The sequence below is a fragment of the Rhizobium sp. WSM4643 genome, from assembly GCF_025152745.1.
GTDB classification, from domain to species: Bacteria; Pseudomonadota; Alphaproteobacteria; order Rhizobiales; family Rhizobiaceae; genus Rhizobium; species Rhizobium leguminosarum_I.
The window spans coordinates 285,575-305,200 of record NZ_CP104042.1 but is presented as its reverse complement, the minus strand read 5'-3'; the positions used below and the strand labels follow the sequence as shown (position 1 = coordinate 305,200).

Below are 19,626 nucleotides of genomic sequence, written 5' to 3'. Positions count from 1 at the left end.
ATCGTGGTCTGTCAGGGAGTAAATCTACTCATTTACGTCACCCGGAAATGATTATAGCTGAATTGGTGTCTCCAATAACACTCGCCTCAGTTGGAGCTGGGCCAAGAAGCGGTCCAAGCGATTGGACCAGTCCTGGCGTGAAGACAGAAAATCAATGGAAAGGGAGAGTTAAATGTCCTTGCATGTCAGCTACGTAGACAAGGAAATGACGGATCATGCCCGTGCATCACAGCCGGGAAGCGCAGCGCTTGCCCAAGGAACGCAATATTCGTTATTGCTGAAGAATCAATCGGCGCAACCTTGGACCTTCTATGTCTATCAAAAGATGCCTCAACCTGTTGCCAATGTCTTCTCCTTGGCATGGTTCTGCTCTCCGTATCAAATTCGGGTTGGCAATCAAATCAAGTTCACTTGGGAGCTCGCCTATAATTTCGTCTGGAGCGACACGGGACAACTGATTCCTGGCGTGGACTTTTTTGCCTCCGGGGTGGAGGACTGCAGCCCCAGCGGGAGAAACACCACTACTTTTTCATTAAGCGATGGACCTGGCCTGACCGCGCCGATCAAGGGGGATCCTGCAGGATCACTGGTCATCAACGATGCTGGCAATGTGCCAAACAACCGGTTCTCCGTGGGCATCGGCATGTCCGGAACAGGGACTTATGTTGCACAAGCGGGCACCAATCTGCTCCACACGTTCACGCCAACTCCGAGCTATTGGATTGCGGCGGGAACGAATGTCACTATCGGGTCGGTGCTCAGCATCGACACGATCACCCAGACCAGGGAAGCCAAGTTTCCCTCTGCCGTCTTCAATCTCGTAGGCGTGCTCCAAGAGGACAATACCTGGGACGTCAACCCGGCTTGATGGCAGGGTGAATTGGCTTCAGCTCCGCCCGTCAGGGCGGAACTAATACATGGGAGTGCCTGTTGTTGCTGATAATTGGCACTCCTTTCCTCACACATCAATATTGCCCGAGGAACCAACGATGTTTGCAGGGCCTCCAATCGGTGCGATTTGTCCCTTTGCAGGGCAAGTTGCCCCTATCTCGAGCTCGGTCAATACGATCTGGAGCAACACACCCTGCGCAAGCTCTGGCGTGGCTGCGGGTACAAATGCGGAAGCTCCTATCAGCTACGTCGAAGCCCAGGGATGGATACTTTGCGATGGGCGCTATCTCAAGGCAGCCGCCTATCCAGAACTCTACGCCGTTCTCGGTGGACTCTATGGAGAGCGGAATTCTACGGCCGATCTGGAATTTCGGATTCCAGACTACCGTGGACTGTTCCTGCGCGGTTTCGATGCCGGTGCCGGTATGGACCCCGACGCGAAACGACGGCTAGATCCAACTGGCAATAATGTTGCAAATGTTGTTGGATCACTCCAATGCGATGCTCTGCAAATTCATTTGCATCCCTATGAGATAACGACGCCGTCGGGAATTTCGCAACAGGGCAGTGCCGCGGGAACTTCCATTTCAAGCAAATCGACAGGCGCGCCGGAAAGTCCGGCACGCACCGCTCTTGAGACGCGTCCCAAGAACGTGGCCGTGAACTACCTGATCAAATTTCGGTAACTTGAAAGGGGCGCAGGTCCTTTCATTCGATTCAGAGACATCGGTCCGGAAGCGACATCTTGCCGGCCGGCAAAAGAGGAGAAGTTTTAATGACTGCTACTTTGAGAGCTTTCGGATGCCTAGCTGCTTTCGCTCTGACGGTCACCTTCGCGCAGGCGGCCGCGGCTGAGGAGCATCAAAAAGGCAAGGTCGCAGCGAAGCCCGTAGAAACTGGCATTGTGATCCGCGGCGTCACGCTTGCCGGCCCGGTTGGAAATCCGGGAACGTCAACCGGGAAAACATGCGACTTCAGCGGTGAGCCCGTGGATCCATCCGGACGTTTGGAGGGGGCAAGCGTCAACTGCAGACCAAATGGTAACCTGGCGAATACATTGCCAGGGCTACCCGCACGCTTTAACGCGTATTGCATGATAAATGCGCCGGTCAAAAGTGCGCGGCTAATCCAAGCTGCCCGACCAGAAAATGCCAACCACTGCGATCTGTCGGGGATCACCCCAAAAGACGCGACTGGTCAATTCGGGGGGGCCGTCTGGCGGTAGGTGGTCATTGGACGACTTCTGAGGAAACAAATTCAAAGCACGTCCTCGCAGCCACCCAATGGATGCTCTCTGCTCGAGCCACCGAAAACTGTGTTGCGCCTGTCTATCAATTCAGGCGCAAATTTAGCTCTGCATTTCAACGGGGCTACTATCTGATCATGATGGTTGTCGTGATCCAACAGGCCCGATCTTTGAAGTGCCCGAATCTGCATATGTTTCAGCGAATGATTCTGAGACGAAAGCTTTCGGCAATCATCTGAGGTGTATTAACCACATTGAGCTTTCGCTGGATGTTCAAAATGACATTTTGAATGGTTCGATGGGATCGTCCGAGAATCGTTGCGATCTCTGTTGCTGTTTTGCCTGCGGCACACCAATGGATGATTTCGCGCTCTCGCGTTGTGATCATGGGTAAGGCCTGAATCTTTCGACTGGCATCATTCCCAATTTGGGCGCGGAGCAAGCTGTGCGCGTAAGCCGCCATCAGATAGAGCGCGCTTCGGTCGCAGGTTGAGAGCTCTACCCTTTCCGCTCCAAAACTGACAATCGATTGAAACCCGGCGGCAGTGTGTAAAGGAACGCTAAAGCCGTCAATCAACCTGAATTCGCGTGCCTCATTCATGACACGACGGCTCTGCCGAGCGAGTTTTTGATCTCGCAGAGCTTCCGACCAAACAAATGCGTGATCACATGTCTTGCTAAGCTGCACTATGGGGTCGGCGTGGACATAGTTGTTTTCACGATAGCGATCAAACCACCCGGCTGACCAATTGCCCAATACGAAATAGGGATCAATTCGCTCCGGAGGCGAGGGGATGCCGGATATCGCGAAATAACTAAACCCGAAATATTGTGAAATTTTTCCAAGTAGGAGTAACACATCGTCTTTGCTCTTTGCACTGGCTGACTCTGACAGGAAATCGAACACCAGATTCGAGACCGCTGAGGATTCTTCCTTCACGACAACCTCCCGGTTCGGCGCAAGATTAACTTCGTCACATCTAAGCAGTAAGTGCCCAGTTCGGTGGGCGGCTAACTCTGAAAACCATATTAGATACCCTTGATATATACAACCAAAAAGCGCATCTTCCAGACGGGATCGTCGTCGGCAACCGTTTGGCGCCGCTCGTCTGAAAAACAATTCGAGCCGTCAATTTTAACCGAGTGCGTCAGCCCGATCGCTATAGCTTGGCATTGACTCGGAACCGTACGGCAGATGACTGACAACTTCGAAGCAGGGCCTGTGGCAAATTTGGGCGCTTAACGGTATGTGGACCATGGGACGAGAGATTGTCCCTCCAAAAGTTGTGGAGCGAGCCGACGATTCTGAATGCGATTACCGAAAAGCTGAAGCGGCAACCGATAGAAGATTTCAAGGGCCGGCATTTCGAGGCATGGCCGATCGTGCGGGCGGTTGCCTGGTGTTTGCGTTTGCTCAAGGCTTCAGACGAGTTCGTCAGAAGCGAAAGTTAAGGCCCGCCTCAATTACATTATCGTTGAGGTCGGACTTCGAGCTGATGCCTCCGCTCGTGGTCGGGACGGCGTTGTTAATGACGTAGTTGTACTCGATCTTTGCCGACACGCCGCCCGAAAACGCGTGCTCGACGCCGCCACCGAAGAGGTAGCCCTGTTTCCAGCTATCCGGCCCGGATTTCCGTTTGTCCGATCCGGATACGAGGCGGCGGCCCTCGAACTCGGTCGTTGTGACGCCCGCGGTGCCGTAGACGAAAGTGCGATCAAAGCCCAAGCCAGCCTTCGCTTTCGCGCCGCCGCGGAAGCGGCTTTCCACGTTGCCGCCGGGCACACGCACTTCGTTGTTCAAGTAAGAGCCTTCCAGTTCGGCGCCGAAAACGCCCGATCCAGCCTGGAAATTGTAACCTACCTGAGCGCCCACCGCTGGGGCGCGACCATTGTTGAACGGGTTGAATTTGGAGGCTGCGACACCTCCATGAAGACCGGCGTAAGCCCCGGCCCACGAGAAGGTTCCCGGTGCGTCATAAGAGGGGGCGCTCGGAACGCTGTGGTCAGCTAGATCGGCCGCCGACGCGCCGCATGCCATTAGCGTCAAGACACCTACGGAGAAGATTTTTCTTTTAATTAGCGACATATGTAACTCCATAACGAGCGAAACTAACATCCGGTGCTGGGCTGGACGCCCAAAGTCTGCAGGCCCCGCCTTACCCGCGGAGAGGGCATCATCAGCTTCCATGAGAAAAGCCAAATCGCTCGACTGGATCAAGTTTCGCATCGCGTCCGCTGGGTCTTGGGTCGACCCGACGCTCTTTGGGACATAGGAGGCGTTGTCCCTGCTGTGCTGGAGCCTTCCTCCTGGACCATAGCCGACGTTCCTCCCTGCGACAGCCCTTCGCCTGTTGAATATTTCAGCATTGTCAAACCTCTTTCATAAGCAGACTCTCTACAATTACCTGATTTAAGACAAGAGACGCAGAGGATATATTTAAGAATATATTCGTTTATGTTATATCAAAAACGGGAATGGATTGATACTTCACCGTTTAAAGGAAAATATACGACAATATATTTTCATATATATTATGGTTTATTTTCCAGCTGGTGGCACAAGCATTTGCCGCGCCAACAAAATTAGGCTCGCACAACGAAAGCGCGACTGTAGCTGAGCTTATGCCACGACAGAATTCACGACGCTCGTCCGGGCGGCCAGATCCGCAGAGCGTCCCTGCCACTCCTGGTCCAGGAGCCTGTAATCCGCAGCGAGTCCAGGAGCCTGTATTTCGCAGTGATATGATCGTCGGTCAGCCACTGGGTGGGGCCGAGCGGCTGCCGACCCTGCGGTGCGATGCCCGATCCCGAGGCCGGCTCTGCCGTCTGGGCAACTCGCGAGTGATGGGTGAGACGCCCGTCCGACTCCCACCCAGCCGTGTTGGGCTCACCGTGGTGGAGAAGCGTGTCATAGGGACGCGTCGGGTCGGCTTGAGGATATTCACAACATTGACGGCGTCGTCGAGACCAGTATCTCGGCGCTGTTCCTGCTGGTGATCAGCATCGCCAATTTGTTCTTCCTGAACCGTTGCGGAAGCCCAGATCGTTACCGCCGAAGCGAAGATACTCAACGCGCTCAAACTTACAGAGCACGGGCTTGATAGCCACTGGCGCAACGCCCGCACCCATACTCTGCACGACCCGGTCCGCTGGAAGTACGCCATTTTGGGTAAGTATTTCCTGAATGGCGAGAAGCCACCGCTCCATGCCTGGAGCTGACGTTTTCGACCTGCAAAGCACCCTGAGATCAGGTGCTCTGCAGATTTGTCTGCAGCGTATACGAGGGAGGAAGTTTCGCCTTCGCCACGAGGCGTCTCGGACAGTGTTGCCACTGCTTGGCCGCCGATTGTCATTGCCCCAAGTCTTTTTCATATTCCCGGCCATCCACGAAGAGCGCACCGTTCGGCCGAGATAAACATTGCGGCATCCGTCATTCAAATCGTTCATATCAAAACAATGGATTTCACTAAATCGCTCTTGGAAAAGATAAGGGGCACAGGCGGCACCCGTTGCCTCATAAGGAGTATTTGAGATGATGATCAAAGGCACTGATAACAGCCCCTTTATTAACGGATCCGATGACGACGACACAATCTATGCACGCAATCTTAATGACTGGATCAAAGCCGGTGGCGGCGATGATCGGATTGTGGCTCGAAGCGGCCACGACACGATCGAGGCCGGTGACGGCCATGACATTGTCTATGCGGGGGATGGCTCAGACATAGTCCATGCTGGTCCTGGTGACGACCTCCTGTATAGCGACGGCTCAATCGAAGCCTTCAACCCCTTCGAAGTGCGCCGCGTAATACCACATAGCGGCGAGAGCGACGACAGGCTCGACGCCGGTAAGGGAAGGGATACCCTGGTGGCCGGCGACGGCGCAGATGTTCTGACTGGCGGCGAAGACGGCGACGCCTTCGTGTTCCGGTTCCACGATCCTATGGTTGGAACAACGCACTGGTATACGACTGTGACGGATTTCGACCCGAAGCAAGACCGTTTTGTCATGGACGCCGGTGACTTCGGCAAAGGGGATCTGTTTGGCGCAAATTTCATCAACCACTCGAAGGGTTTCCCAGGCGAATTTGTGGACACTTTCTACAATGGCGAGGCCGCGAAAGCGCACGGTCAGCACGTCGTGGTAATCACGGATCGAGGGTTCACGTCTGGCTCTGCCGCCGCGACCGCTATTCACGACGAAGTCCCCGGTGACATCATTGTCTACCATGACGAAAAAACTCTCGGTCAAGATGGCAAAACTCACGGTGCGACACTAGCCTATGTCGATTCTGCGAACCACGCGCATGCCTTCGCTCATGTCGACAATCTGCACGACATGTCGGATCTTACCTCGCTTACGGCGGAAAATTTCGGCTTCATTTAATTCGAAGATCCGAGGAGCGTTCCACCCTTGGGGCGCTTCTCTTTCCCAACGTGGCGCAGGGAACTGAAAATAGAAACGACGTGATTTATTGATCGACTGCACCAGTAAAGGTACGCCATTGAAACAAGTTCTCGTCGCCGATGACGACGGCGCCATGCGCCACCTGCATCCTGGGGCGGTTGCGCAAGCTGACTTTCTTCTCGCTGGCTGAGGCCAATGCCGCTATTGGCACTTGATCGCATCAACGATCACCTCATGCGTCGATTGGGTGTTACCCGGCGGCAAGTATTTGAACGTGTCGAACGTGCTGCGCTCGCTAGCCTCCCGGGTGAAACTACGAATTCGCCGAATGGCGTCTGGTCCGTGTCTCGACCGATTATCACGTCGAGTTCAAAAGCTTCCTTTATTCCGTCCCCCATGCCCTCATTCGCCAGCAGGTCGATCTTAGAGCAACGGCGCGAACCATCGAGATCTTTTACCGCGGCAAGCGCATCGCCGTCCATCAGCGCCGCTATGGCGGCTGTCGTCATGGAACCGACCCAGATCACATGCCCAGTTCCCACCGGCGATACGCTGAGTGGATACCAGATCGCTTTCGGCGCTGGGGCGCATCCATCGGTCAAAGCATGCCGCGAGGATTTCTCCGTTGCATACCACCGCGTTCCCCGGCTGTTCGCCACGCTCGCGCTTGCAAGGGGTGACGGGCGATACGGCAGAATCCCCAAATCTATCGCTAAGACCGACCTGCTGATCCTCGATGACTGGGACCGGAAAAACTCAGCGATGATCAGCGCCGCGATCTTCTCGAGATCATCGAAGACCGCTACGAGCGTCGCTCGACGATCGTCACAAGCCAGGTGCCCCTGGATCGCTGGTGGGAAATTATTTCAAACCCAACGCCGCCGATGCGATACTGGATCGCCTCGTTCACAACGCCGAGGCATCGATCTCATTGGCGAAAGTATGCGCAAACAGCGTTCACCGATGGCGCTTGAAACACAGCAAAGCTTGACGTGGCACAAAACCCGATCCAAACATCAAACAGACCCAGGATCAGCCCGAAAAATGGCCGGCTTCAAATCGGAATCGGTGGCCGGTTTCATCGGAATACGCACCCAATGCAACATCTGAAGATCGACCTGATCGGCTTGCTTAATGCCAACGAAGCGCATCGTCGGTCGCCTTGCAGCTTCTGCGATCGCCGCAGCATCGATGATGTCATTCTTGTTCGATTTTACATAGACTTCACTGCGCCGGGATGATGCGGACGGAATGCCCCATCGTCTGCAACTTGGCGCAAGCCATTGGGAACCCGGACGGGATTCCATTCGACAAGCGTTCTGTTCGCTCGTTCGAAGAACTGCAGTAGCGTCTCGCGCCGGAACTATCCAGGCCGACCACGTGGAAGAGGTTCTTTCCGATATCGATGCCGAAGACGGCGCATTGGCGCAGTTGGTTGCGATCCATAATTTCAGCCCTCCTTTGCCCACCTCCGTTATGCTCTCGGGAGACAGGGCGGACCATCCCATTAGCTCTAAGCCCTGCTCGTAAGCGGGAGGTGGTGAAGGGCATGTGCCGCGATTGGACGACCTCCCGGCCGGCGCCAATACAACTCAGGCGCTGGCGCGCTAATGACGTGATCAGGTTAAACCATCCCGCATCCAGCGCTCGGCTATTGCGAATGTGCGGATTGGATGTTTGCATTTGCGGCTGCAACCGTCGAGGCCTCCCTGGGTGACGCGACTTTGGGAGCCGCAAAACCACCGCGGATTGCTACATTCAACCGCACGTGATCCTTGGCCAGTTGTTGGATCGCCGCAGCGAGGCTCGCCTGAGCGCTGGACACCTGCCTTTGCGCTTCGAGAACATCGAGGAGAGAAGAGGCGCCATCCATGTACGAGGCCGTCGATAGCTTCAGTGCTTCTTCGATCGTTTCTACTTGCCTGCGACGTGAGTTCTCTGTGTGAACGTCGCGTCGGACGGCTGTCAAAGCGTCCTCGACTTCCTGCACAGCTGTCAGGACGGTTAATTTCCAGCTTATGTAGGCTGCTGCGGCGTCCGATTTAGAAGTCTCCACGTTTGCCCGCAAACGGCCGCCGTCCAGAATTGGTAGGTCGAGGCTCGGCCCGAAGGACCATTTCAAGATACCCCCGTGACGGCCGCGCTGCTTGGTATAGGAAGGGGTGATCGAGCCGGAGAGCGTTATCGCGGGGTAAAGCTGTGCTTCCGCCACGCCGATCTGTGCAGTCGCGGCGGCGAGATCCCGTTCAGCCTGGCGAATATCGAATCGATTGCGAATAAGATCGGCGGGAATGCCGGCATTGATCTTTCCGCGATAGACCGGCTGCCCTTCACTTTTCTGCAGTTGCTTGATCACTGTTTCCGACGGCAAAGCGAGGAGGGCCGCAATGTGATGCGCCGACACGCGAAAATTCAGTTCTAGCCTTGGTATTTCGGCAATCGTCGATCGGACAAGTCCTTCGGCTTGCAAGACATCCAGCCGGGAAGCCGCTCCCGCTTCGACTTGAAAATTCGTGAAATCGTAGGTCTCCTGGCGCGACTTCAGGTTCGCTCGGGAAATCGAGATGCGCCGCTGGTAGTACCGGGCGTCGATGTAGGAGGAAACAAGATCTTTGATTAGAGCTAGCTTTGCGGCGTCGACAGCCGCATGCGCAGAATCAAGAGAAGCCAGTGCGCTTTCAGTGCTGCGCCGGTACTGACCGAATACGTCCAGCAGCCAGGTCAACGATAGTTGCACGCTCGAGACATTCTGTGTGCTCGTGACATCTCCCCCTTTGCCGATCTCGCCGCTTGTCGTGTGTGATGCCTTGGGAAGGCCCCCGGCGCCAGCGATGGTGACGTCCGCGGCGGCGGCATTAACCCTTTCGAGCGCCTGCTGAACACTGAGGTTCTCATCCAGGCCGGAGGCAACGTACTGGTCGAGCGTACGATCTGAAAACGAATCCCACCACGCCGACACCGCAACATCGCCGGCGCTCTGTTTTGCACCCTCGGAAAACTTCTCCGGTAAAGGCGTTTCCGGCGGTGCATGGTCGGGCCCGAGCATGCAAGATGACAAAAGTAGCGGCAACACCGCAGCGGCCAGACGGAACGAATGCAATCAATCAGCCTCTATTACAGCGAAATTCAAGTCAAACCCGTTTCGCCTGCCCGAAGGATGATGCCAGCGCGCAATTACCGACGCAGCAGATCGAGAATTCCGGCGTGACACTACAAAATCGCGTGCAGCCAAAACAACAAGTCGACACCCGCTGGCGCGAGCTGGCGTCAAATCCCTTTAGGCCTGTCGTTCGGATCAAACTGAATGATAGTGATCCAATTAGCGGTGAGTGCCGGTCGGTTCTCGTTCTCGATCTCGACCGTCACCTCGTAAGTGGTCACCAGCATGCTTGCGCCGCGAAATTGACATTCAGAGAGAACGAAGCGACCGCGCACACGGCTGCCGGTCTTAACCGGTGACATGAAACGTACCCGGTCTAAGCCGTAGTTAAGGCCCAAGGTTTGCTCGCGGATCCTTGGCATGCCGCTGAAGTTCATCGCCGACAGAAGCGAGAGTGTCAGGAAGCCATGAGCGATGGTGCCACCAAACGGGGTTTCGACTGCCGCGCGTTCCGGGTGCACGTGGATGAATTGATGATCGTGTGTCGCATCGGCAAAGAGATCGATTGTAGTTTGATCGACGGTGATCCATTCGGACTTACCGAGTTCCTGGCCAATTCGCGACGGCACGTCGGCGAGCGAAAGTTCGTGCATACGACCTCACTTATTTGATGTCTGATCAAGTCGTGGATTTTCTCGGAGGCGATTTGCGATCTAACCAATCGTCACAATCATTCGACTGTGACTGATTTAGCGAGATTCCGCGGCTGGTCCACATCTGCCCCCATAACGACCGCGGTATGATACGCAAGAAGCTGCAGCGGCAGAGAAAAGATCATCGGCGCGATAATCTCCGCAACATCGGGTAATACGATAGTGTGCATGGTGGGAAGCTTTGACATCGAAGCTCCCGTCTCGTCGGTGATCAGAATGATGCGGCCGCCGCGCGCGGCCACTTCCTGCATATTGGAGACAGTTTTATCGAAGAACCGATCATGTGGCGCGATGACGATGACTGGCATATTTTCATCGATCAGGGCGATCGGACCGTGTTTTAATTCTCCTGCCGCATAACCTTCAGCATGAATATAGGAAACCTCCTTGAGCTTCAGCGCACCTTCCATGGCCAATGGGAAACTCGTGCCGCGGCCGAGATAGAGCACGTCGCGGTAATTCGACAATTCCCGTGACAAGAGGTCGATCCCCGGCTTGATGTCGTTCAGCACCTGTCGCATAACGCTCGGCAACGTCGCCAAACTTTGGACGAGCACTTGTTCCTCGTCGACTGTGATTGTGCCCCGCGCCTTGCCTGCGCCGATGGCTAACGCCGCGAGAACAGCAAGCTGGCAAGTGAATGCCTTGGTAGAAGCAACGCCGATCTCTGGCCCGGCGAGGATCCGAAAGATGGCATCTGCCTCGCGGGCAATAGTTGATTCTCGGGTATTGACGATAGCGCCTATTCTCAGACCCTGTGCTTTGCAATAGCGCAGCGATGCAAGCGTGTCAGCCGTCTCACCAGACTGAGAGATGAAGAGAGCTGCTGACCGCGGCGACAACGGGATTTCTCGATAACGGAATTCAGAGGCGACATCAATTTCAACCATTAAGCGTGCGTAGCGCTCGAACCAATATTTGCCAATCAACCCCGCAAGATATGCCGTGCCGCAGGCGGCGATCGCGAGGCTCTCAACCCCGGCGAAATCGATGTCGGTTGAAGGCGTTGTGACATGACTATCGTTGACATTGATGTAGTGACCAAGAGCACGGGCAATGACCTCCGGTTGCTCGTAGATTTCCTTCTCCATAAAGTGCCGGTGATTGCCCTTGCAGACCAGGTCGGCGGTAGCAATCGATCTGTGCCGCGGGCGCGTAACGACTTTGCCTTCGATATCGAAAACCTGGACACTCGTTTTGCCTACAACAGCCCAATCGCCATCGTTCAGATATGTGATGTCATTGGTGAACGGAGCAAGAGCGATCGCGTCGGAGCCTAGAAACATCTCACCATCGCCATGGCCTATCACTAATGGTGGTCCATTGCGCGCTACCATAATGGTCGCGGGATCATCCTCAAACAGGATGGCAAGAGCGAAGGCGCCCTTAACGCACTTCAGCATGGCATGCATGGCCTCAAGGCATCCCATGCCATCCCGACGGAATTTTGTCAGGAGATGCGCAATCACCTCGGTATCCGTGTCGGTCTGGAACTTGGCCCCTACCTCTGCCAATCCGTCCTTCAGCTCGGAGAAATTTTCGATGATGCCGTTATGAACAACGGCAACGCCATCGGCAAAATGCGGGTGTGCGTTGCATTCTGTCGGTGCGCCATGGGTCGCCCAGCGCGTGTGGGCGATGCCGACGGTGCCGCTCAGGGGCTCTTTTTTCAATCTCGTTTTAAGGTTCACGAGCTTGCCTTCTGCGCGGCGTCGGTGCAATTCTCTCTCGAAGATCGTAGCAACGCCGGCTGAATCATAGCCACGGTATTCCAGTCGCTCCAAGGCTTCGATCAGCCGCTCCGACACGGGCTTCCGTCCCACTATGCCAACAATCCCACACATGCTCGTCACCCAAGTCCCAAGAGCCCCCGACCGGTAATCAGGAAGGCGGACGCCGCTCGGTGCGTGTCCTCCAGCGGGTGCTATTAAATCCAACCAGATTAGTAAAATTGATTGTTGCGATAGCTATCATCCACGATATGGATGTCGCGCACTCGGGTTGCGTCGGTTAGACGCTGTGGGCAGCGAACGATGCCTTCTGCAAAGTGTCGACTGATAAGCTACGCGCGGGGTGTTGGGCGCCTGCCTCTGAAAATGTTCGCGCCAACAGGAATTGCTATTTGCCGACGACATGCCGCCAATTGTCTTTCGTCGGCGCACGGACTGAAAGGCAATTCGTCTTTCTGCAGGTGAAGCGGTATGTGTCTGCGGGCTGACCCTAAGGCGTAGTTGCCGCTTTGCATGCAAACGTGATCACGAATCGGTCAGCAGGACTGCCCAGCCGCATTTGCAAAGAGGGCGTCAGAGTGAAAGTGCCGACAGTTGGAATCGAAAGGGCCATGGCGGCCAGAAGTCCGTTCGCAGAAGCAAAGAAGCTACCCCTTTACCGCCGGATTTACCCCAACGCCTGCTTTTATGATTTCGGCAAGCGTCCACCAGCCTTGACCCGAGCTGGATTTCCCATGGCCGTGCTTCCTGCAGGAACATCTCGCGTGACCACACTACCAGCGCCAATGACAGCGTGATCGCCAATTGTCACGCCCGGGAGAATGATTGCTCCACCGCCAATCCAGGCGTGCCTGCCAATGCTGACAGGTCGTCCCAACTGCAGTCCAGCCTGGCGCTGCTCTGGATCATGTGGATGGTCCGCGGTGTAAATCTGCACAGCAGGCCCTATTGCGGTTCCGTCACCGATAGTTACCGCTGCCACGTCAAGAATGACGCAGTTGTAATTGATGTAAACCCAAGCTCCGATCCGGATGTTAAACCCGTAATCGCAGTGGAACGGAGGACGAATAACCGCTCCAAGCCCGACTGCCCCCAGTCGTTCTAAAAGGAGCCCATTCCACCGCTCGGCGGAGTCGCCCAGCGTGTCATTATACCGCTTCAACCAAGCCCCGGTGAGGAGCAGCTCGGCTTGGATCTCGGGGTCCGCTGCGTTGTACATTTCGCCTGCCAGCATCTTCTCTTTTTGGCTGCGTGTCATCGTCACTTCTCACATCTTGTTCGCGGGAGGACGGTACTTGAATGCGACTACTTCGCGATCAAGCTAGCTAGCACCTGGCACGATATCGGGCGGAGGCGGAGGTGGAATTCATAGTAACACTCCTTGTTCGTGGCAGAAAGGATGAGGCGTCAACTTTAGTCGACCGGCGAGCCGAGTGAGAACTCCCGCGACGAGAATAGTCAGGCTCCAGCTCCCCCGCGACACGTGAAAGCTGAATAACGTGGCTGAGCGGAGGACCATTTTTCAGATGCGCGAGTATCTGGGGAATTGGAGCTAGATCTTGCTGACGGGAATCGGGGGTGCCTGCTTCAAGCATGTGCCGCTGGTCTTACAACGGTTAGTCGTGACGGTCTTCACTTCATTGCACCTGCTTGAACGCAAGGACAGCATTCATGCCTCCCATGGCGAAAGCGTTGCTCATGGCCACGCGCACCCTGCGCTCCCGGGGCACATTTGGCGTGATGTCCAAATCGCAATCGGGGTCTGGTTCGCGATAGTTGGCGGTCGGCGGCACGACACCTTCTTGGATCGCCATCACGCAGGCTATCATTTCGAGCGCACTTGCTGCCCCGAGGCAGTGAGCGTGAGTGGATTTGGTAGAAGAGATGGACATCGATCGAGCATGGTCACCAAAAACGCGCTTAATCGCCGTCGTTTCGATCTGATCGTTGGCCTTGGTGCCGGTGCCATGGGCGTTGAGGTAGTCTACATCCTCGGCATTTAAACCCCCATCGACAAGGCAGGCGCGCATCGCCGCCTCCGGCCCATGTACAGCTGGTGCAGCTATGTGGTAGGCATCGGCGGAAAGGCCGATGCCGGCGACCTCGGCAAGCATCGTTGCACCGCGGGCGGCAGCATGCTCATAGCTTTCCAGCACGGCCATGCCCGCACCCTCGCCTAAAACTAGTCCTTTCCTGTCGGCGGAGAATGGCCGGCAAGTATCTGGAGCGAGTACCCGCATTGCTTCCCATGCCTTAAGCACGATCCACACGAGTGGCGCGTCGCTTCCTCCAGCTAGCATAACGTCCGCCCTACCGAGCTTGATCTGATCTACCGCTGAAGCGATCGCATGGTTGGCCGAGGCGCAGGCAGAGGTGGCACCGAAGACTGGCCCCCGCAGCCCGAGGTTCATGCTTACCTGACAGGCAGCCGCGCTAGGCATTGCCTTTACCCCAGTGAATAGCTCAGTGCGGGTCGCGCCGCCCAACAGGAGGGTGCGGTAGGCCTTCTCGGTAGCGTCCCAGCCGCCAAAGCCAACGCCCACTGTCGCGCCGAAACGGTGGGCATTTCCTTCATCGCACGAAACGCCGGCCTGTCGCATGGCTTCTTTAGCTGCAAGCACGGCAAGCAGGCTGAAGCGGTCCATGGAGATGAGCTGCTTGCGATCAATGTCGTGTTGAGGCAGCACCTTGATCTCGGTCCCGATCATCCCCTTCAGCTCATGAATCTCTGAGTTTGAGATCGGTCCGATGGCGGAGCGGCCTTCGCGCATCTCCGTCCAGATAGAGGAAGCATCGGTGCCCAGTCCGCACAGTCCGCCCAATCCGGTGATAACGACGCGCCTGTCCATTCAGACCTCCTTGGTGAGCAAGCCACGGACGGCTTCCACCACGTCGCCGATATTGTTGAGGTTCGACCAGGCATCGGCCGTATTCATCTCGATCTTAATGCCGTAGATTTGCTCCAGATCCCAAAGGACATCGGCCAAACCCAGCGAATCGATGCCAAGCGAAGTCAACTCAGTGTCAGTCGTTATTTCGCCGAGCGCTACGGTCGTTCTCTCGCCGTTTTCAGCTTTGACGAGCTTATTGATCGCACTGATAATTTCCAGTGTGAGTTGATCAGCCATTTGTATTCCTTTCCATCATGCCTAATTTCGACAAGCCGACGGCCTTGCGAGAAGGCTCGATCTAATTTCTGCTAACATCGGAAGATGCTCCGGCTCGTCTGCGAAGTGACGAGAGATACCGATAAACTTACCGGAACGTCATCGCGCGGTTACCCTGCTATGGATCATACGGAATGATTGGTAAAATTGATTGTGTGGATCAAAAGCATCCACGCTATGGATTTAGCTCGGGCTTTGCCGCAGTTGAATTCATGCGCCAGCGCAGTTGCTAATCCTCGAGGAAAAGCGTGATTACGCGGTTCGAAAGCATTGAGCTTTGGCCGCTTTCCCGCGCCAGCGCGTTGTCAGTGCGGCGCAGGAAGCATGTGCGGGAGGTCGGGGAAGTCGCCGCGACGTGATGCTGGTTTTCAGCAATGAGCCGAACATAAGTGACAGGAATAAAGTTCTGATCACTTTTGCATTAAGCCAGGGAAAGCAGACAAATGGCAACTTCTCAGGTAGAAACGATCGCTCTCGGCACAATGGCTACGCTAGATGAGCTGAGGCAGCGGGGCCTGCCTGTAACGTGATGCCTCGTTTGGGGACCGAATGCATAGGTTCCAATGATCAGCGCCCATCTAACTGCTGCAGCTGTGAAATGACCCCGGCGGGGTCGCTTACGACGTACAACCTTTCATCTCAGATTCCATGCGCGAAGCCTCTTTAATCATAATCTCTCGCATCCATATGTTTCCAGGATCAGTGTTGTGAAGAGCCGGCCATTGGACAGCCTCAGTGAACGAAAGAAGTGGCAAAGGATGCTTGATGATCCGTAAGGGGATAGTTTGTTCGTAATGTTTGACCAGCCGGAGTGGAATGGTTGCTATTCGGTTGGTGCCTGCGAGCAACGGCGGGATCAAGTTAAACCCCGGCACGACGAGTTCAATACGCCTCTTGAAGCCGTGCTCCAGCAATAACCATTGCTCAACAGAAGGCTTAAGACCACGTCCGAACTTAGCCGCAACATGCCCCATGGACATATATTGCTCCAGGGAGAGCTTCGCTGGCAGCTGCTCGTTCGTAGGGCAGCCGACACACACCAGTTCCTCTTCGAAAAGCCTTGCCTTCGGATGGGCACCAGACATGAATAGATCCGGAAGGATCAGAAAATCAACATCCCCACGGCGGAGAAGCTCCTCAGGATCGTCGTCAAGTGGCAGCAACTCGAAGCTGACCCCCGGCGCCTCTCGAGCTAAGCGCAAGATGATCTTGTCGAAGAAGACCAGTGCCATGAAGTCTGAAAGGATAATTCTGAATCGGCGATCGGACTCCGCGGGGTTTATTGGATCCCATGCGATGACGGAGAGCTGAATATGCAAGAGAGCATCGCGAACAGCGGGGGCGAGTGCCTCCGCACGCGGGGTCGGAATTAGCTCCCGTCTCTGCATGATAAAAAGCTCGTCGTTGAAATAGGCGCGCAACCTGGAGATGGCAGCGCTCATGGCGGGTTGGCTGAGGTTGATGCTGCGTGCCGCTGCTGTGAGCTTGCGCTCGGTCATTAGAGCGTTGAGCGCTACAAGAAGGTTGAGATCAAGGCCTTTAAAACGCATAAGTGTATATCCATTCCATAGATGATTGCCATCCAAACAATCAATTTTACCAATCTTTCGGATCGCTTATAGAAAAGCCGGAACTTGATCAATATCAAGGCCGGGAACGAAAAATCGAAATGCCGGGCGAGGGCCCGTTTTCAATTCTTTACTTCTCCTAACCGCTCGATTGTCTAACCGACAATCCAATCGTCATGCGCAACAATCTCGCGCAGCTTTGATCGTGGCTGGGTGAAGAAACAACGTGGAGCTTTTGGATGTCTTCTGAAGTGCGGTGGAAAATATGCTGGGAAAATGAGCTGGAAGCTTCAGACCACGCGGAACTCGCTGATTTCTTTTGCAAGACCTATGGGCCGACGGGAGCTTTCAATGCCAAGCCGTTCGAGACTGGCCGAAGCTGGGGTGGTGCGAGACCCGAACGCCGCGCAATCGCATATGACTCCCGCGGCGTCGCTAGCCACATGGGCTTGTTACGCCGCTTCATAAGGGTCGGTACGACTGATTTGCTTGTGGCCGAGCTAGGCCTGTACGGAGTGCGACCGGATCTAGAAGGATTAGGCATCGCTCACTCGGTCCGCGCCATGTTTCCGGTTCTGCGCGAGTTGAGCGTTCCATTTGCTTTTGGAACAGTTCGCCACGCCATGCGGAATCATATGGAAAGGTACTGCCGAGACGGTACCGCCAATATCATGACCGGGCTGCGTGTGCGCTCCACGCTTCCAGACGCGCATTCCGACCTGCCAGCCACGCGCACTGAAGATGTCCTCGTATTGGTAGTTCCCGTCGACCGTCCGATGACGGAATGGCCTGCGGGCTCGTTGATTGAACGAAACGGGTCGGAACTATGAAGCGGCCTGCCTATATGAGCGAAGTACCGGTCAATCACACAAGCGGCCAGGAAGATCGCTGCGTTTACTTGACGTTCGATGATGGTCCTAACCCATTCTGCACGCCGCAAATCCTTGATGTTCTAGCTGAGCACTGCGTCCCGGCGACATTTTTTGCTATCGGTTCATACGTGAAGGATCACCCCGACCTCATTCGGCGTCTTGTGGCGGAAGGTCATGATGTCGCCAATCATACCATGACGCATCCCGACCTCGCCACCTGCGATCCCAAGGATGTCAAACGTGAAATAGACGAGGCGCATCAAGCTATTGTCTCGGCCTGTCCCCAAGCCTTGGTCCGGCACTTACGAGCGCCTTACGGGGTTTGGACTGAAGACGTGCTTTCAGCATCGATGAGGGCTGGACTTGGAGCCGTTCACTGGTCGGCCGACCCTAGAGACTGGTCTTGCCCGGGCGTCGACGTGATCGTTGATGAGGTGCTTGCTGCTGCTCGACCTGGGGCAATCGTGCTTTTGCACGACGGGTGTCCTCCCGATGAGGTTGAGCAATGCTCGCTTGCCGGACTGCGTGACCAGACGCTTTTAGCACTCTCTCGAATTATTCCGGCACTGCATAGCCGCGGATTCGAGATTCGTTCACTTCCCTGAAACACTGGACAAACGAGAAACCATGACCCTGCTCGCAACAACCAGCATCGCCGCCGTCTCGCTTTATGCAATGCTCTCCACCGTTTACAAGAGCGCGCAGGTCTTTCATGCTCGGCGGACAACGATCTCAACAACACCTGCGAAAGACATCAATGCCACCCCCGTGCCAAGCGTTGATGTCATTGTGCCGTGCTTTAACGAGGACCCAATCGTTCTTTCGGAATGCCTCGCGTCGCTTGCGGAGCAAGATTATGCCGGAAAATTGCGCATCTATGTAGTCGACGACGGTTCCAAAAATCGCGACGCGGTTGTGGCTCAGCGCGCTGTCTATGCAGACGATGAGAGATTCAAGTTCACAATTCTCCCTAAAAATGTGGGAAAGCGCAAAGCGCAAATCGCCGCTATAACCCAGTCCTCTGGGGACCTCATCTTGAATGTGGACTCAGACACCACGATCGCCCCCGACGTCGTCTCGAAGCTTGCCCATAAAATGCGCGATCCAGCAGTCGGTGCGGCGATGGGCCAAATGAAAGCCAGCAACCAGGCGGACACCTGGCTAACTCGCTTGATTGACATGGAGTACTGGCTTGCCTGCAATGAGGAGCGCGCGGCGCAAGCTCGCTTCGGTGCAGTTATGTGTTGCTGCGGCCCATGTGCGATGTACCGTCGGTCTGCTATGCTTTCGCTGCTTGATCAGTACGAGACGCAGCTTTATCGCGGCAAGCCGAGTGACTTCGGCGAAGATCGCCATTTGACGATTCTCATGCTGAGCGCAGGCTTTCGAACTGAGTATGTTCCGAGCGCCATCGCGGCGACAGTCGTTCCAGACACAATGGGAGTTTATCTGCGTCAACAACTACGGTGGGCACGCAGCACTTTTCGGGATACTTTGCTTGCGCTTCCCGTACTACCAGGTCTCGATCGATATCTCACGCTGGACGCAATCGGGCAAAATGTCGGCCTTCTACTTCTTGCGCTGTCGGTATTGACAGGAATTGGTCAGTTTGCGCTGACCGCCACAGTACCCTGGTGGACGATCCTGGTCATTGGATCCATGACCCTTGTACGGTGTAGCGTGGCTGCCTATCGTGCCCGCGAACTTAGGTTTCTGGGTTTTGCTCTCCACACGCTCCTGAACATCTTTCTCTTAATTCCCTTGAAGGCCTATGCCCTTTGTACCTTATCCAATAGCGCATGGCTGTCGCGCGGATCAGTCTCTACTGCGTCCGCTGTTGGTCAGCAGGGCGCTATTAAAATGCCAGGGCGGGCGACATCTGAAATTGCTTATAGTGGCGAGTGATGAACTCGTCACCGCAGCTCAAAATT

Annotated in this window: 16 protein-coding genes and 4 pseudogenes; 10 read left to right on the top strand and 10 right to left on the bottom strand. The window is 55.4% G+C overall.

Annotated elements, in window-relative coordinates:
• The first annotated feature begins 172 nt into the window (after positions 1 to 172).
• Entirely contained in the window at positions 173 to 868 is a 696-nt protein-coding gene (locus tag N1937_RS28250) for a protein RhiA (RefSeq protein ID WP_003551764.1), read from the top strand.
• A gap of 121 nt (positions 869 to 989) precedes the next feature.
• Complete coding sequence (locus N1937_RS28245; RefSeq protein ID WP_245505357.1) at positions 990 to 1,577, top strand: phage tail protein; 588 nt, start codon at positions 990 to 992, stop codon at positions 1,575 to 1,577.
• A 756-nt stretch (positions 1,578 to 2,333) separates the two neighbouring features.
• Here N1937_RS28245 and N1937_RS28240 read toward each other — a convergent pair.
• Complete coding sequence (locus N1937_RS28240) at positions 2,334 to 3,077, bottom strand: helix-turn-helix transcriptional regulator (RefSeq protein ID WP_131586647.1); 744 nt, start codon at positions 3,075 to 3,077, stop codon at positions 2,334 to 2,336.
• 362 nt (positions 3,078 to 3,439) lie between these two features.
• Between N1937_RS28240 and N1937_RS28235 the strand changes: the two are divergent.
• Positions 3,440 to 3,547: pseudogene (locus tag N1937_RS28235) on the top strand (IS6 family transposase); the annotation flags it as partial.
• Positions 3,548 to 3,572: 25 nt separating this feature from the next.
• On the opposite strand, the gene N1937_RS28230 reads toward N1937_RS28235, so the two are convergent.
• Complete coding sequence (locus tag N1937_RS28230; RefSeq protein ID WP_131586686.1) at positions 3,573 to 4,223, bottom strand: outer membrane protein; 651 nt, start codon at positions 4,221 to 4,223, stop codon at positions 3,573 to 3,575.
• Between the two features lie 938 nt (positions 4,224 to 5,161).
• Here N1937_RS28230 and N1937_RS28225 point away from each other — a divergent pair.
• From N1937_RS28225 to N1937_RS28210, 4 genes and pseudogenes are all read left to right on the top strand, one after another.
• Positions 5,162 to 5,356 (top strand): annotated as a pseudogene (locus N1937_RS28225) (SfnB family sulfur acquisition oxidoreductase); the annotation flags it as partial.
• A gap of 313 nt (positions 5,357 to 5,669) precedes the next feature.
• Positions 5,670 to 6,524: a calcium-binding protein gene (locus N1937_RS28220; protein ID WP_003551775.1), complete on the top strand. Its 855-nt coding sequence runs from the start codon at positions 5,670 to 5,672 to the stop codon at positions 6,522 to 6,524.
• A 356-nt stretch (positions 6,525 to 6,880) separates the two neighbouring features.
• Positions 6,881 to 7,225: a Mu transposase domain-containing protein gene (locus tag N1937_RS31620; protein WP_419425047.1), complete on the top strand. Its 345-nt coding sequence runs from the start codon at positions 6,881 to 6,883 to the stop codon at positions 7,223 to 7,225.
• A pseudogene (locus tag N1937_RS28210) lies at positions 7,146 to 7,499 on the top strand (ATP-binding protein); the annotation flags it as partial. The gene N1937_RS31620 and the pseudogene N1937_RS28210, both read left to right, overlap by 80 nt.
• Positions 7,500 to 7,633: 134 nt before the next feature.
• Here N1937_RS28210 and N1937_RS31615 read toward each other — a convergent pair.
• The 8 genes and pseudogenes from N1937_RS31615 to nodD1 form a co-directional block, all read right to left on the bottom strand.
• Positions 7,634 to 7,991, bottom strand: a pseudogene (locus N1937_RS31615) (IS110 family transposase); the annotation flags it as partial.
• 205 nt (positions 7,992 to 8,196) lie between these two features.
• Complete coding sequence (locus N1937_RS28195) at positions 8,197 to 9,645, bottom strand: efflux transporter outer membrane subunit (protein ID WP_131586645.1); 1,449 nt, start codon at positions 9,643 to 9,645, stop codon at positions 8,197 to 8,199.
• 167 nt (positions 9,646 to 9,812) lie between these two features.
• Entirely contained in the window at positions 9,813 to 10,298 is a 486-nt protein-coding gene (locus tag N1937_RS28190) for a MaoC family dehydratase (RefSeq protein ID WP_003551781.1), read from the bottom strand.
• Between the two features lie 77 nt (positions 10,299 to 10,375).
• The gene (gene glmS, locus N1937_RS28185) at positions 10,376 to 12,202 is read right to left on the bottom strand and encodes a glutamine--fructose-6-phosphate transaminase (isomerizing) (protein ID WP_131586643.1); all 1,827 of its coding nucleotides are present in this window, start codon (positions 12,200 to 12,202) and stop codon (positions 10,376 to 10,378) included.
• Between the two features lie 571 nt (positions 12,203 to 12,773).
• Entirely contained in the window at positions 12,774 to 13,346 is a 573-nt protein-coding gene (nodL, locus tag N1937_RS28180) for a nodulation O-acetyltransferase NodL (RefSeq protein ID WP_003551796.1), read from the bottom strand.
• Between the two features lie 379 nt (positions 13,347 to 13,725).
• Positions 13,726 to 14,937 carry a beta-ketoacyl-[acyl-carrier-protein] synthase family protein gene (locus N1937_RS28175; RefSeq protein WP_131586641.1) on the bottom strand — a complete coding sequence of 404 codons (1,212 nt, stop codon included), beginning with the start codon at positions 14,935 to 14,937 and terminating at the stop codon, positions 13,726 to 13,728.
• Positions 14,938 to 15,216: an acyl carrier protein gene (locus N1937_RS28170; protein WP_077988156.1), complete on the bottom strand. Its 279-nt coding sequence runs from the start codon at positions 15,214 to 15,216 to the stop codon at positions 14,938 to 14,940.
• Between the two features lie 656 nt (positions 15,217 to 15,872).
• A complete protein-coding gene (gene nodD1, locus N1937_RS28165) occupies positions 15,873 to 16,805 on the bottom strand; it encodes a transcriptional regulator NodD1 (RefSeq protein WP_131586639.1) in 933 nt (310 codons plus the stop codon).
• A 257-nt stretch (positions 16,806 to 17,062) separates the two neighbouring features.
• On the opposite strand from nodD1, the gene N1937_RS28160 reads away from it, so the two are divergent.
• From N1937_RS28160 to nodC, 3 genes are read left to right on the top strand one after another with little or no spacing between them, the layout of a single operon-like run.
• A complete protein-coding gene (locus N1937_RS28160; RefSeq protein ID WP_131586637.1) occupies positions 17,063 to 17,653 on the top strand; it encodes a NodA family N-acyltransferase in 591 nt (196 codons plus the stop codon).
• On the top strand, positions 17,650 to 18,300 hold the full coding sequence (nodB, locus tag N1937_RS28155) for a chitooligosaccharide deacetylase NodB (protein ID WP_131586635.1): 651 nt from the start codon (positions 17,650 to 17,652) through the stop codon (positions 18,298 to 18,300). Before N1937_RS28160 ends, nodB begins: the two co-directional genes overlap by 4 nt.
• 22 nt (positions 18,301 to 18,322) lie before the next feature.
• Positions 18,323 to 19,600 (top strand): chitooligosaccharide synthase NodC, encoded by a 1,278-nt coding sequence (gene nodC / locus N1937_RS28150; RefSeq protein WP_131586633.1) that lies wholly within the window; start codon positions 18,323 to 18,325, stop codon positions 19,598 to 19,600.
• Positions 19,601 to 19,626: the final 26 nt, after the last annotated feature.